Source organism: Acinetobacter sp. YH12027 (assembly GCF_013420085.1).
Taxonomy (GTDB): domain Bacteria; phylum Pseudomonadota; class Gammaproteobacteria; order Pseudomonadales; family Moraxellaceae; genus Acinetobacter; species Acinetobacter amyesii.
The window spans coordinates 43,884-57,198 of record NZ_VOYW01000013.1 but is presented as its reverse complement, the minus strand read 5'-3'; the positions used below and the strand labels follow the sequence as shown (position 1 = coordinate 57,198).

Sequence of the window (13,315 nt, the reverse complement as noted above, 5' to 3'; positions counted from 1 at the left end):
TTTTTATTTTATCCCAACAGATAAATGACTAAATGAATAAGCGATGGCCCAAGCAATACCATAAATACTCCAGCAAGTACCATGCTCAAGCATGCTGCTACACCTTCTTCTTTATGACGTGATAATGCTTTACTTGTACCAAATCCGTGTGCAGCATTGCCAAGAGCCGCACCTTGTGCAAAGCGTGAATGCAATTTAAGCCCAGCCAAAACTAGGTCAGCCATAGCCACGCCGGCAATCCCAGTAATCATGGTAAATAGAATCACCAATTCGACTGAACCTCCAATATTCGAGGTAAGTTCCATGGCAAAGGGGGTAGAAATGGAACGTGCCATTAAGCTATAAGACGTTTCTTGGTCAAACTGAAACAACTGTGCCAAATAAAAAGCACTAATAATCCCAGCTAACATGCCAATCACGATGCCTAAACTAATGCTCAGCGCATGCTGACGGATAATTTGCCGATATTCATAGATGGGAATAGCAAAGGCCACAGTGGCAGGGCCGAGCATCCATACAATCCATTGGCTTTCTTGCATATAGGTGTCATATGAAATATGAAAGCAAAGCATGAGTATAATCAGCACAAACGGGACGAATAGTGCAGGGGAAAGAACCATATACGGTAACTTACGATGTAGCTTTTTCGCCAAAATATAACCGATTAGGGTCAGGACGAAAAACAATACAGAGATGCTGTTCAACCCAAAATCGTTCATAAGGTTTTTCCTGCTGTGTTGACATCATGATCTGTCGCAGTTTGGTGTTTCGCTTTAAGTTTTGCCTCGAGTTTAAAGCCCCAATAAACCGTAAATGCTGTAAACACCATGACACAGACGGTACCCAGTACCACGGCTAAAATTAACTGCCAGCCAGAGCTGAGTAATAAATCTTGATATTTAATTAATCCAACTACACAGGGGATAAAGAATAGAACCAGTTCAGCCAAAATAAAATCTGAGCCTTGTTTGACCCACTGCATTTTAAATAAACCACTCAACAATGCAGCTAATAGCAGCAATAAACCAATCACGCCAGCAGAGATCGGCAAGTTAAACCATGATTGAATGCAAGAGCCGATCCACCAGATCAATATCAATAAACTTAGCTGGGCTAAGGTCTTGAGAAACTGGGTAAATTTGGAAGTAGATTGTGGAAACGTATCCATGAGACGACAGTAGAATAGGAGATGACGCTATTTTAAAAGTGCATACCCTGTATAATTATGAATAATTAATTATTAATTATGCTTAAATGGAATAATAATGGACATTAAAAGCCTAAAAGTCTTTGTGACCATCGTACAAAAACAGAGTTTTAGTCATGCAGCTGAAGCGCTTTTTGTCACTCAGCCGACCATTAGCAAATTAATTCGTCAGTTAGAAGACGAGATCGGCGTGCCTTTATTTCATAAAGGAGAAGCAGGTCGAAAAAGGGAAGCACAGCTCACCTATATGGGAGAGCAGATTTATCAGCATGCTTTAGTGATTTTGAATGAACAACAACGGATGCTTGATACAGTCACCCAAGTTCGTGCCTTAAAACAAGGTAAATTGACTCTAGGTTTACCGCCATTGGCATCGGTGATGTTTAGTCAGTTAATCGCGCTGTTTCATAAAAAATACCCGAATATTGAACTGAGCTTTTTTGAGGTAGGTGCGACGGGTATTGAAAGTGCTATTTTAAAAAAACAGGTCGATGTCGGGATTATTTTGGGTCACTTGAAACCGGTGTTGAGCGGTATTCCGGTGATGGAGTCACCTTTATGTTTATTATCCAAAAAAAACTCACAGTGGCGTAAGCGAAAAACCGTTTCGTTGATTGAATTAAAAGAAGAATCTTTTTTATTGTATGACGATACCTTCACACTCAATGACATCATTATACAGGCGGCAAATTACGTCGGATTTGAGCCCAATGTGGTATGTAAAAGCAGCCAGTGGGACTTCATCGCCAAAATGGTGGATTCAAATGTTGGGATTGCACTCCTGCCTAAAATTTATTGTGAACAACTTGATGCGGTAAAATACCATGTGGCTGAATTAGAAAATCCGAACTTAGACTGGAAACTCAGCATGGCCTGGAATACCACTGTTGCCATGAGTCCCGCAACGCGTGCATGGCTAGAAATCATTGAAGACAATAAAGACAAAATACATTTTTAGTTCATTCACAGATCAAGTCGATGAAATAAAAGATTGGAAATGGAGGTGGATTTACGATTTGTACATCAAAGATTATTGAAAAGGATTTTGCAAAATCAACATGCATGAATTAAATTGGGTGTTGGTCGTTATTTTTGATGGTTCATAAAATGAAATGGGATGATATTGGTCAACAACCGTGTTCAATCGCTCGTGCGCTTTCTGTGCTAGGGGACCGTTGGACCATGTTGATTATCCGTAATGCATTTATGGGCATTCGACGTTTTGATGACTTTCAACAAAATCTCGGTGTGACGCGTCATGTGTTATCTGACCGATTAAAGCGTTTGGTTGAAGAAGGTATTTTAACCAAAGTTGCTTATGTCGAGCGTCAGGAACGTTTTGAATATCGACTGACTCAAAAAGGCTTAGACTTGTATCCAATCCTTCTAGCTATGACCCATTGGGCTGATCAATATATGGATCAGGGCTTAGGATCACCTGTTGAATATGTCCATCAGGCATGTGGGCAAAAATTTAAACCGGTTTTAGTGTGCTCATGTTGTGCTGAACCGATCCAAGCCAAACAGGTCAAACCGATATTTACCCAAGCCTATTACATCGCTCTAAATCAATTAAAACCTGCCTAAGCTGTTTTATGGCTTTCTTCAAGATGCTGATTTGCATCTATTTAGCCAAATTAGCCTAAGCGGTATTTGGGTTGCTTTAAAATCACAAACAATTTGCAGGTTTAGGGATGCCCGCTAAACGACTTAAATGTCGAGCGACCAAACCGGTGTTAAATTTGTCTTGTAACACCGCATTATTAATATCAGCGCTCACCGTTTTCATTAAAAATTTAATGAGTGGGCGAGTTGCCGGCGAGTGACCAAACTGTTGATAAAACTGTCGCACAGCTTGTAAAACTTCAAAATGCCAAGGGCTTAACTCAAGTTCTAAACTTTTAGCCAGTTCTTGGGCAACAGTTTCATTCCAAATAGTGTAATCCACCAAATGGCCATCTTGGTCTAATTCAAGATTCATATTCATTCCAAAAGAGAAGATTGTAGAAATGGATCGCTTTTACTCAAATTATTTGAGTGAAATACATCGTTTAAATTTCAGGCATAGATCAGCAAAAGCGGCATAGTCGATCACTTTCATATGACTATAATTCATACTTTTACCTAAAATTTCAGCATCATTTTCAAGTACATAACATGTGCCAAATTGCTGAATTTGTTCATCTGCAATATGTAAGACTGCTTCACCCATTAGTATGATTGAATCTTCAGGGTTGATTAAACTGGCTAACTGCTGGATGTGCTGTAGGGTATTGGCATAGCTGGCTTGGACTAAATACAGCGTAGAATTTGACATCATCATTCCTCTTTTACCAATACAACACATGATCAAATTGTTGAATCAATTCAGTATTGAATTGAACAAACTCAAGCTCTTGCTCACTGTTGATCACAAATGGATGCTGCGAATTTTTTTGTTCAATATAAATCGGGGTGAGATCATAAAACTCAAAGCTATCAACCATGTTGGATGCGAGTTTAAATGCATGCTTGAGTTGACTAAACTCTTGTTCGGCTTGAAGTAAGCTCAGCGCAGCATCTTTGAGCAACACTTTAACGTCACAGCCGAAGGTTGCAAGCACCATGGTCGCAGAAAGACTTTCATGTACTTGTAAGCTTGCAAGATTTGCATGGGTTAAAACAACCAGTACAGATTTCACGTAATTTTCCTTTTCAATGCTACAAATGCGCGGCAATCAAAATACTTAGAATTGCAATAAACGGTCTGCAGTTTGTACGGCATCGGCAAGTTCACCTAAGCCCACAAGTTCAAAATGCTCAGCTAGATTATGTTGCTGAATATTGTGACGCTGAGCATTTTCCTGATCTGTGATCCCACGTGCGAGAGCTGCACTTACACAAACAGGTAAACGAATGCCGAGTTTTTGCCATTCACTGCTGAGTTTGCGCTGATCATCTGGCACCCATTGCAGAGCATTTGCCACATTTACACCATCTTGATAGAAAAAAACCCGAAAGTTTTCGCCTTTTTGTTTCAGCGCTTGGGCAAGGCCCAAAGCATGCCAAGCCAATATCGAAGTAGGTGAGGAGGTAATTAGTAATAGAGTACTCATCGAAATTCACTAAATGAATAAACGGTCTAGATCGACAGTTTGTTCTGAGTTCAGAAGAAAAAGCTAGTATACAATGATTTACTCAATGATCTGAATATTTGCAAAGTTTTGCTTATTTAGGCAGCGAAGTCATTGCCAATTTTTCTTCAAATATAACTTTGGGTTTATTTTGGATTCAGCCTCAAGCCGTCAGTTTTTCATAAATAAACTGTGCGGTTACATACTGAAAAATCTTTATATGAATAAAACGCAATTTTTGATTTTGCAGAGTGCTATGATCTTTTCATTTTTTAAACCATCTCATGAATATAGAGAAATTTAACTTAAGTTTATTTAATTCAATCAATGCTTCGGACAATGCTTTAGATTTCACCATTTCTTTCGCCATATTTATAGCCAATGATCTATTTTATATCGTGATTCTTTTGATGTTTTTGGCTTGGTTTAAAGGCAATTTTGATATCAAAAAACAAATCGTTAAAGCCACTGTTTTTACAATCGTCGCATTTCTTATCAGCCAAGTGATTTCAAGTTTTTTTTACTATCCTAGACCCTTTGTCTTGGACGTTGGACGCACGATTATAGAACATTCACCGAATGGATCATTCCCGAGTGATCACATGCTGTTTTTTAGCACGATTGCATTTTCTTATATATTTTCAAAGCAAAAAACCGTCGGCTATGTATTTCTAGCATTCGCTTTTCTTGTTGCATGGTCGAGAGTCTATTTAGGTGTGCATTATCCAATGGATATGGCGGGCGCGTTGATCATCGCTGTTTTGCTTAATTTTGTCGGACTGTCTTTATGGCGAAGCTATGGTTTTCATTTGGTGAGCATGATCTTAAAAGTTTACGAGTTCCTATTCTCAGCCATGATCAAAAAAGGCTATATCCGCTAAATTAAGTTCGCCAAATATTTGCGATTTCAAAAGTTTGCTGCTGTTATAGTTACATTGCCAACATCTTGCCAGATGAATATTTATGATGATTCATCTGGCGTTCACATCCAGATCCTATACCTCAAAAAATAGTCAGACTGCTCAATTCCATTTGCTCATTCGATAAGATCATCTCTAATATTTTGTTGCTGTCTAACATGCTTCGCAATGTAACTATTATTAAATATCTTCTTCAAAAAGCCTTCAACTCAAATGCCACGAAAACTTGTGATGTCTTCTAAATGGATCGCTAGCGAGGTCATTTGTCGTAAATCAAATACAGTTAATATTCATAACTGCAACACAGTCAAAATTCCAAAGCAGTAAGATAAAACTAGAATGCTCTTGCAGATTGTTCGGCTCATGGAAAATGCTGAGGCGAGGTTTAATAATTTTGATCTGTAGAAAAGTTGGTGACGACACCAAGATGATGCCAAAGAGTTGTAAAAGCTTGATAACTATAAGGAGTATCTAAACAATGATTTTAGTGACTGGTGGTTTAGGCTTTATAGGCTCACATATAGCCTTGAGTTTAATGGCTCAAGGTCAAGAAGTCATTATTGTGGATAATTTATCCAATGCAAATTTACAAACACTTGAACGACTAGAATTTATTTCAGGCATGTATGTACCTTTTGTCAAACTCGATATTCGAAATACTCCCGCACTCAATAAAGTATTTGAACAATATACCGTCGATGCTGTCATTCATACGGCAGGCTTTAAGTCATTGGAAGAATCCGTCCTTAAACCACTTGAATACTATAATGATAATGTCAGCTGTATCATGAGTTTGCTGCGTGCCATGCAGCGAACAGGTGTACGAACACTGATCCATTTATCAAGTTTGGCGGTATATGGTCAGTCTTCGGCAGAATTAACAGAAGACACAGAAATCAATTTTACCTATCCAAATCCCTATGTGAAATCTCAACAAATGGTGGAAGAAATTATACGGGATACGGCACGTACCGATAATGAGTGGAAAATTGCGATTTTGCGTTTAGGAAACGTCGCAGGTGCTTTCGAACATGCAGTTTTAGGTGAGTTTGTTGCGCCATTGCCAAAAAATATCGTGCCACTTGCGATGCAAGTCGGTGCTTTACAACGAGATTTTATTGAACTTCGCAAACAAGCCAAAACTGAAGATGGTACTGTGGAACGGAGTTTCTTGCATGTACTCGACTGTTGTAAGGCGGTGTGGCAATGTTTGCAATGGTTGTCGCAGCAACAATTTACTTGCGAGGCCTTTAATATTTCAGGTGAATTGGTTTCGATACAGCAACTGTTGGATACGCTTTCAGAAGTGACACAGGCGGAGATTAAGACGGTCGAATCTAGTTTTTACCCAAGCCATGAATATGACCAGCTTGGGGCAAGTACACAGAAAGCGAAAAGTACTTTTGATTGGCAGCCTGAACAAGATTTAAAGAAAATGCTAGAAGATGAATGGCGTTTCTATCAACAAACATTAAGAGGGAATTAACTCGTCTTGTTTTCGGTAAATTTAATCATCGTGCATGATTTTCTTTATAAAATCACGATAAAGATTATCAAATAAACCGCTCATAATTGATAATGGTTATTATTTACAAATCTAAGCAAGTTACCTAAACTGTATTTATCAGCAGAGTTTGATTCTGCATAGACGTTCAAGTTTTATAGATAAGGATATGAGGTCATTTATGCAAACACGTATTGAACATGACACAATGGGCGATGTTGAAGTACCTAGCGATGCGATGTGGGGTGCACAAACACAGCGTAGTTTGCAAAACTTTAAAATTGGTGGTGAACGTTTACCACGTCCAATGATTCGTGCAATGGGTCTCGTTAAAAAATCAGCAGCGATTACTAACGCAGCATTGGGTCAAATCCCTCAGGAACTTTCTGGTTATATCATCAATGCAGCCGAAGAAGTGATCTCAGGGCAGTGGGATGCACAATTTCCACTGGTAGTTTGGCAAACTGGTTCAGGTACGCAAAGTAACATGAACTGTAATGAGGTCATTGCCAATATTGCCAATCAAAAACTGGGTAATCCGTTGGGCTCACAAAAACCTGTCCATCCCAATGATCATGTCAATCGTGCTCAATCGACCAACGATTCATTCCCAACCGCAATTCATGTGGCTGCAAGTCTACAAATCAATGAGCTTTTAATTCCTGCAGTAACAAAACTGCGTAATACCTTAGAAGCTAAATCTAACGATTTTAAAGATATTGTTAAAATTGGCCGTACACATTTACAGGACGCAACGCCTTTAACATTAGGCCAAGAGTTTAGCGGCTATGTTTCACAGCTCGATCATGGTTTGAAGCGTTTAAATCAAGCTTTAGAAGGACTGTATGAATTACCACTAGGTGGTACAGCGGTCGGTACAGGTCTGAATGCACATCCTGAATATGCTGTAAAAGCAGCAGCAGAACTTGCGAAACAAACGGGTCTGCCATTTGTCACTGCGCCCAATAAATTTGAAGCACTTGCAGGGCGTGATGCAGCTGTATTCGCGTCGGGTGCTTTAAAAACACTTGCTGCAAGTTTAAATAAAATCGCCAATGATGTGCGCTGGTTAGCCAGTGGCCCACGCTGTGGTTTTGGTGAGCTACGTATTCCAGAAAATGAACCAGGCTCAAGCATCATGCCAGGTAAGGTCAATCCAACTCAAAGTGAAGCCATGACAATGGTGGTTGCTCAAGTACTTGGAAATGACACAACCATTAATGTTGCCGGTGCATCGGGTAACTTTGAATTAAACGTGTTTATGCCTGTTATTGCCTTTAACTTATTGCAATCTATTCAACTCCTCGGTGATGCATGTAATAGCTTTAATGACCACTGTGCAGTAGGCATTGAGCCAAACCGTGAAAAAATCGATCATTTCTTACATGATTCATTAATGTTAGTTACGGCACTCAATCCTGTAATTGGTTATGAAAATGCTGCAAAAGTTGCTAAAACTGCATATAAAGAAGGTAAAACTCTAAAGCAAGTTGCGGTAGAACTCGGTTTAGTCACTGCAGAGCAATTTGATGAAGTGGTTCGTCCTGAGCAAATGGTTTTACCCAATACCAAATAAATTGGTTTGAGATCATTCATCTAGAGTGTTTGAAAATAAAAAGAGGGGCTGATTCATATTAAGCCTCTCTTTTTATTGGATATATGATTGAATTATTTTTCAACTAGTTATTGCCTAACACAGATTCTTTGGATTCATATTCATCTTGAAATGTATGTATAGAAACCAGACGATTTATTAAAAATAGGGGAACGAACAAAATGAAGAAAGGCCTGATGATGAAGCGAGTAATTCATTGGATTGGGCTTTGAATTCATTGGCACACTTGTTAAAATGCCTTTCTTTTTCTGTTTTCGTTGCTATTTGACATTTGTTTGAATAAATATTTGCAAGACAGTGTTTTATTTAAGGATTTCCCCCAATGCTCACCATCTATTTGACAGATGTCCAAAAGAACGTTCAATTTAAAGACTATCCGGGCGAGCATCCTGTTAAATTTGTTTTGAATTTTAAAAAGATTTTCCCAAGTGTTATGGAGCTTTTGCTACCAGTTTTGCCTGAGAATGAAAATCTAGAAGAAATGAGCTGGGAATCAACAACGACAGATTTTGAAAAATTTAAATTACTACTCAGTGGGTGGGGCGTAATTGAGCTACGTTTGAATGCTATTGCCCAATATAAAGACCGTGCTTATGCAGATAACTTGGTAAAAAAAGCACAGCAAAAACGTAAAGAATATAAAAAAGCACAGTCAAAATTACAAACCGTTGAACTTGATTATTTATTCATGCACGAAGTTCATGGTTTGATTGATGCAGAGTTGGTCGAGCTAGGTGAAAAATTCTATCTACCGACTTTACGTGAGCTTTGGAAAAACCAAGTGTCAGCGAATGTATTAGAAGCAAAATTCTAAACTGCACACAGTTTTAGTCGAAAAATCCTCCGCTTAGGAGGATTTTTTATATGCACAGCAGAACTTCAGATTTACTGCGGCAAGTGACTGTTTCATAGTGACCCATCAAGCAAGTGAAGCATTGATCCTAAACAATATCGTGAACGGTCATCCCTTCTAAATACTTAAAATATTTCTGCTTAAAGGCTTTTAGACTTAACCAGTCATTTGTAGAAGGTCGTCTAATTCGATGGTAGTAAACTTTGAGAATAATACAGCATCGGTTTCTTTTCTAGTAGTAAACACTACCGTGAATCACATGGTCTTTTAATGTGGGAGACAAGCTTCGCTTACTGCATTATCCCATGAGCAGCATACTGTGTAAGGTCGCGACGGTTGTATACTAGAATACCGTTATTCATCAATAAATAGCCCCTACAATCATGATTACAGTACTTCGAGTCTGTGAAGTATTGCTTTGCAAGGAAATGTACCATGCACCTGTTTGGATAACCTTGATGAGCTACTGCTTAATTAAATGCATTACACGCATATCAATTGATGGTCTGATTTTACTTGACCATTACAATGGCTAGTTTGCCAACAGACAGTACAACGACTAAATAAACTTAGCATCCACATAAATACAACCCATCTTGCTTGGTACTGATATAAGTAATATCCGTTGTATGCTTATATTTGCGTGCAACTTTATTCAGTAAACTTAGCTTTTTAAATATTCTTAGATTCTACAGACAGAACATTCATTCATACGATAATCAAGATCATGTATGTCATGGACATGATTGTGCGCCTAAATGAGTATGATGCTGCCAATGGATAGCTTTCAAATCATCATACATAAATAAATCTAACATTTTTCATGCATAGAAGCGTGAAGTGCTGACACCTAGATATTTGCAGGCAGAAGAGACTGCAGTGATTATTTTTAACTGATCGGTGATAGATTTAAGTAAGTATATCGTTGCTTTGAATACTTTCTTAGCTTTACGAGTATAGGGCTATGCTGGCAGCATGTCGAAAGACACAGCAAACTATTAGCGAAAGAGTCTCTCAAAGATGCTAAAACTTGAAAATCATAAATGCGGACATTAAAAAGCCCCATGGTTAGGGGCTAGTCGTATCACTCGCGTGATACTCATATAAGGCTCATCTCATACTGCATGTATTAAAACATAAAATCGAAAAAATTGCTGAGCAAATTAGGCGGGTAAAACTAGGTTATTTTAGAAAAAAGCGATCGCTATACTTTGCCCTGAACATTTGTTCATTTCACTATAACCATAAAGAACTATATTGATGAAAGAATATAAAGTTGTTATCTATCAAGAAGGCATGCTGGGATCTTTACTGCTTGGCTCTTCAAAAGTTGATCCTGTTAAATTCACCAATTTTTTAAATCAAAATGCGCAGCAAGGTTGGGCGGTGATTACGATGGAAAAAGATATCCGCCGTATGCTACTTTTTTGGAAGCGTGAAGCTTATGTAGTTGTTTTGGAGAGAGAAATATGAAATATGGTGTCTTTAGCGCACTTATTATTTCAGTTTTATGGGGGTTATTAGCCATCGCTCAGTTGTGGTTTGAGTTGCTCAGTGTCGAAGTATTTACCAAAATAACCGTCACTGTGGCGATTCTAGAAGCCATCATTATTATCGCAACATTGGTCATACGTGAGTATTTGACAGATAAAAAATTGAAAAAAGATGGCTTTATAGATTAGACCGCATAAATAGGGCGATTGAGTGCTGAACTCAATTGCCCTTAAATTTTAAAGTCATCTTATAGATTAAATCTATATTGGCTCATTACTCAATCATCATAAGGTCAGCACTGCTGGCAGATTTTAATTGTCGTAGCGCAAAAATAGAGCGTGTATGGCGTATACCTTTCATAGAATATAAGTTTTTACGCAAAAAACGCTCATAGTGTTCAGCATTTTTAACCGCAACTTTCACTAAATAATCGTAATCGCCAGTGACTAAATGTGCTTCTACTACTTCTGGCATATTGGCTAAAGTTTCACTAAATTGATCTAAAATTTCATCGTCGTGACGTTCTAATGTAATTTCAATAAAGAATAATTCATTGATCCCAATCGATTTTGGGTTGATGTTGGCTGTATAGCCGTCGATAATTTTTAAATTTTCTAGACGCTTTAAGCGTGTCCAACACGGCGAAGAGGAGAGACCAACACGTTCAGAAAGCTGGGCTATGGTGAGTCGTCCATCTTCTCTTAATGCGGATAATATTAAACGATCAATTCTGTCGAGGTTGTGTCGTGCTTCACTCATGCCAAAATAGAATATAATTGAGAAAAAATAGTTATATCATTTTTTGCAATGGTCGGCTGAAGAAAATAAGTACACTTGGACGTTCAGTGCAGATTTTAAAGATAGAAAAATAAAATATGTAAGCTGTCAGGCAGGGTGATTGAATCTAAAAGTAGAAATTATTGTATAGACCATAAAAAGACCACTCAGCCGGATTACTGACTGAGTGGCAAAAACTTAAGCGTGTAACTGTTGTTCAATGATCGGCCATAGGTTTTGATGTGACGATTTAAACATCAACATATGTCCGATGGCTTTATGACCTGTTTCTTTCGGTTTTAACTCAATCATTTGAGTCGAAGCATTCGGGTATAAGCGCAGCAAGTCTTTGACATTGGCTTCCGTGGCGATTTCGTCATCAGAGCTCCATACGGCAGTGATCGGGCAGCTCACTTGTTGATGAAAATCATGCTGAACAGTTTTGCCTAAGGCATTGATGACATAACCGGGTTTGCTACAAAATTCAGCCCATTCACGAGCAACATCTTTTGGCAAATTTTCACCCATGCCAATTGCATTGGTCGGGCCATAGCCAATGGTATAGCGTGCAATCGGGAAGATCACATTAAACATCACTGGAGCTAAAAGTTTGGTACGACCTTTAAGTTTTTTTACATGACCTGTAGAGCCAGAAACAGCAACCACTTTAGCAACTTTGTCAAAATTTGGCACGATACCTAATAATTGTCCGCCTGCGCTATGACCGAGTAATATGACTTTAGGCGCTTGCGTTTTACTGATCAAGGCGTCGATTGCCGCAGGGATATCAAGCTGCCCCCATTGCACAATACTTGCTGTCGATTCTTTTAGAGGGCTGTGTAGCGACTCACCAATACCACGAAAATCAAAAACTAAAACGTCATAGCCTTGTTGGCTCAACCATGTTGCATAACTATTATAAAATTGATTGGTAATGCCTGTGGCTGGACAAATCAACACAGGTAAAACCTGTTTGAGCTCTGTCTGGTGCGGATAATAGCGCGCACTCAGTGGATAGCCGTCTTGGCAATGAATCGTGAGTTTTTCAGATGATGACATGATTCAAACTTTATGGATGTATTCCGATGTCACTAATTTAAACAAGTTCCAAAAAGAAACTTGAAAAGAGTATGACTCTAAAGTCATGTCATAATAGGTTAGAAGTAAGTATTATTGGAGAAGAAATACAGATAAAAATAATGCGTATAATTGAACAATGGATTTGAATTAAAAATGGATATATTTCAACTTTCAAGTGCAGTAAAAATTGCGATAGTTTTTAGTGGGATTTATTTATGGGTAGGTATGCTCACGGGGGTGTGGAAATATGCACAAATAAGACATTCTGAACTAGCACGTGCGCATTATTATGTCGATATAGCACATCGGAGTAGTTTGTTATACGCCCCAGCAACGCTCATTTTGGCGGTATTGGCCTATTTTTCAGCACTTCCACATACACTCAATTTACTCTTTGTAATCATCAATTTGTTCTTTTTTAGCTTTTCGATTTTAAGTTATGTACTGCATGGCTATTTAGCCGATACCACCAATCAATTTAAAGTCCCGCACGTCTTAGGCAAATGGCATTTACCTAAATGGATGATGAGTATGGCAATGCTTGGATTGGTGATAGGCGAGTTAATTGCAACACTCGGATTGCTCTTCGGAGTCATCGTTAAATTTTGGTTTTAAACAAAGCAATATCAATTAGAAATGGTTTGCATGAGATTGGAAGCTAATCAAGAACTAAAAGCTTTTAAAGTGCAGACGATGGCTATGTAGAAGAATTTATAAAACAAAATTTGAAGTTAAATAAAATCGAAAATTCA

Annotated in this window: 17 protein-coding genes and 1 pseudogene; 9 read left to right on the top strand and 9 right to left on the bottom strand. The window is 38.3% G+C overall.

Annotated features, from left to right (window positions below; genetic code table 11):
• Positions 1 to 8 precede the first annotated feature (8 nt).
• Both FTT94_RS06275 and FTT94_RS06270 read right to left on the bottom strand, forming a co-directional pair.
• Positions 9 to 719: an LrgB family protein gene (locus FTT94_RS06275; RefSeq protein ID WP_180026276.1), complete on the bottom strand. Its 711-nt coding sequence runs from the start codon at positions 717 to 719 to the stop codon at positions 9 to 11.
• Positions 716 to 1,168 carry a CidA/LrgA family protein gene (locus FTT94_RS06270; protein WP_111884333.1) on the bottom strand — a complete coding sequence of 151 codons (453 nt, stop codon included), beginning with the start codon at positions 1,166 to 1,168 and terminating at the stop codon, positions 716 to 718. The genes FTT94_RS06275 and FTT94_RS06270 overlap by 4 nt, the downstream gene beginning before the upstream one ends.
• Positions 1,169 to 1,265: 97 nt before the next feature.
• On the opposite strand from FTT94_RS06270, the gene FTT94_RS06265 reads away from it, so the two are divergent.
• Positions 1,266 to 2,165, top strand: a complete 900-nt coding sequence (locus FTT94_RS06265; protein WP_180003747.1) for a LysR family transcriptional regulator — start codon at positions 1,266 to 1,268, stop codon at positions 2,163 to 2,165.
• Positions 2,166 to 2,314: 149 nt separating this feature from the next.
• Complete coding sequence (locus FTT94_RS06260; RefSeq protein WP_078191046.1) at positions 2,315 to 2,794, top strand: helix-turn-helix domain-containing protein; 480 nt, start codon at positions 2,315 to 2,317, stop codon at positions 2,792 to 2,794.
• Between the two features lie 82 nt (positions 2,795 to 2,876).
• Here FTT94_RS06260 and FTT94_RS06255 read toward each other — a convergent pair whose 3' ends face one another.
• From FTT94_RS06255 to tusD, 4 genes are read right to left on the bottom strand one after another with little or no spacing between them, the layout of a single operon-like run.
• Positions 2,877 to 3,188, bottom strand: a complete 312-nt coding sequence (locus FTT94_RS06255) for a TusE/DsrC/DsvC family sulfur relay protein (protein WP_078190987.1) — start codon at positions 3,186 to 3,188, stop codon at positions 2,877 to 2,879.
• A gap of 48 nt (positions 3,189 to 3,236) precedes the next feature.
• Entirely contained in the window at positions 3,237 to 3,524 is a 288-nt protein-coding gene (locus tag FTT94_RS06250) for a DsrH/TusB family sulfur metabolism protein (protein WP_180003746.1), read from the bottom strand.
• A gap of 13 nt (positions 3,525 to 3,537) precedes the next feature.
• Complete coding sequence (locus tag FTT94_RS06245; protein ID WP_078193833.1) at positions 3,538 to 3,888, bottom strand: hypothetical protein; 351 nt, start codon at positions 3,886 to 3,888, stop codon at positions 3,538 to 3,540.
• A gap of 45 nt (positions 3,889 to 3,933) precedes the next feature.
• Positions 3,934 to 4,302: a sulfurtransferase complex subunit TusD gene (tusD, locus tag FTT94_RS06240; protein ID WP_180003745.1), complete on the bottom strand. Its 369-nt coding sequence runs from the start codon at positions 4,300 to 4,302 to the stop codon at positions 3,934 to 3,936.
• A gap of 302 nt (positions 4,303 to 4,604) precedes the next feature.
• Between tusD and FTT94_RS06235 the strand changes: the two genes are divergently transcribed.
• The 4 genes from FTT94_RS06235 (at position 4,605) to FTT94_RS06220 (ending at position 9,173) form a co-directional block, all read left to right on the top strand.
• Entirely contained in the window at positions 4,605 to 5,201 is a 597-nt protein-coding gene (locus tag FTT94_RS06235) for a phosphatase PAP2 family protein (RefSeq protein WP_180054847.1), read from the top strand.
• Between the two features lie 517 nt (positions 5,202 to 5,718).
• Positions 5,719 to 6,726: an SDR family NAD(P)-dependent oxidoreductase gene (locus FTT94_RS06230; protein ID WP_180023610.1), complete on the top strand. Its 1,008-nt coding sequence runs from the start codon at positions 5,719 to 5,721 to the stop codon at positions 6,724 to 6,726.
• A gap of 199 nt (positions 6,727 to 6,925) precedes the next feature.
• Positions 6,926 to 8,320 (top strand): class II fumarate hydratase, encoded by a 1,395-nt coding sequence (gene fumC, locus FTT94_RS06225; protein ID WP_180170426.1) that lies wholly within the window; start codon positions 6,926 to 6,928, stop codon positions 8,318 to 8,320.
• Between the two features lie 361 nt (positions 8,321 to 8,681).
• On the top strand, positions 8,682 to 9,173 hold the full coding sequence (locus FTT94_RS06220; protein ID WP_078193829.1) for a hypothetical protein: 492 nt from the start codon (positions 8,682 to 8,684) through the stop codon (positions 9,171 to 9,173).
• Positions 9,174 to 9,300: 127 nt separating this feature from the next.
• On the opposite strand, the pseudogene FTT94_RS16915 reads toward FTT94_RS06220, so the two are convergent.
• A pseudogene (locus FTT94_RS16915) lies at positions 9,301 to 10,087 on the bottom strand (IS3 family transposase); the annotation flags it as partial.
• A gap of 385 nt (positions 10,088 to 10,472) precedes the next feature.
• Between FTT94_RS16915 and FTT94_RS06215 the strand changes: the two are divergent.
• Both FTT94_RS06215 and FTT94_RS06210 read left to right on the top strand, forming a co-directional pair.
• Entirely contained in the window at positions 10,473 to 10,685 is a 213-nt protein-coding gene (locus tag FTT94_RS06215; protein ID WP_168378641.1) for a DUF4177 domain-containing protein, read from the top strand.
• Positions 10,682 to 10,894: a hypothetical protein gene (locus FTT94_RS06210; protein ID WP_168378640.1), complete on the top strand. Its 213-nt coding sequence runs from the start codon at positions 10,682 to 10,684 to the stop codon at positions 10,892 to 10,894. The genes FTT94_RS06215 and FTT94_RS06210 overlap by 4 nt, the downstream gene beginning before the upstream one ends.
• A gap of 85 nt (positions 10,895 to 10,979) precedes the next feature.
• Here the strand turns inward: FTT94_RS06210 and FTT94_RS06205 are convergent, their stop codons facing one another.
• Together FTT94_RS06205 and FTT94_RS06200 are read right to left on the bottom strand one after the other, a co-directional pair.
• Entirely contained in the window at positions 10,980 to 11,465 is a 486-nt protein-coding gene (locus FTT94_RS06205; protein ID WP_078188537.1) for an Lrp/AsnC family transcriptional regulator, read from the bottom strand.
• 216 nt (positions 11,466 to 11,681) lie between these two features.
• Complete coding sequence (locus FTT94_RS06200; RefSeq protein WP_180026271.1) at positions 11,682 to 12,542, bottom strand: alpha/beta fold hydrolase; 861 nt, start codon at positions 12,540 to 12,542, stop codon at positions 11,682 to 11,684.
• 174 nt (positions 12,543 to 12,716) lie between these two features.
• On the opposite strand from FTT94_RS06200, the gene FTT94_RS06195 reads away from it, so the two are divergent.
• The gene (locus tag FTT94_RS06195) at positions 12,717 to 13,178 is read left to right on the top strand and encodes a hypothetical protein (RefSeq protein ID WP_180026270.1); all 462 of its coding nucleotides are present in this window, start codon (positions 12,717 to 12,719) and stop codon (positions 13,176 to 13,178) included.
• Positions 13,179 to 13,315: the final 137 nt, after the last annotated feature.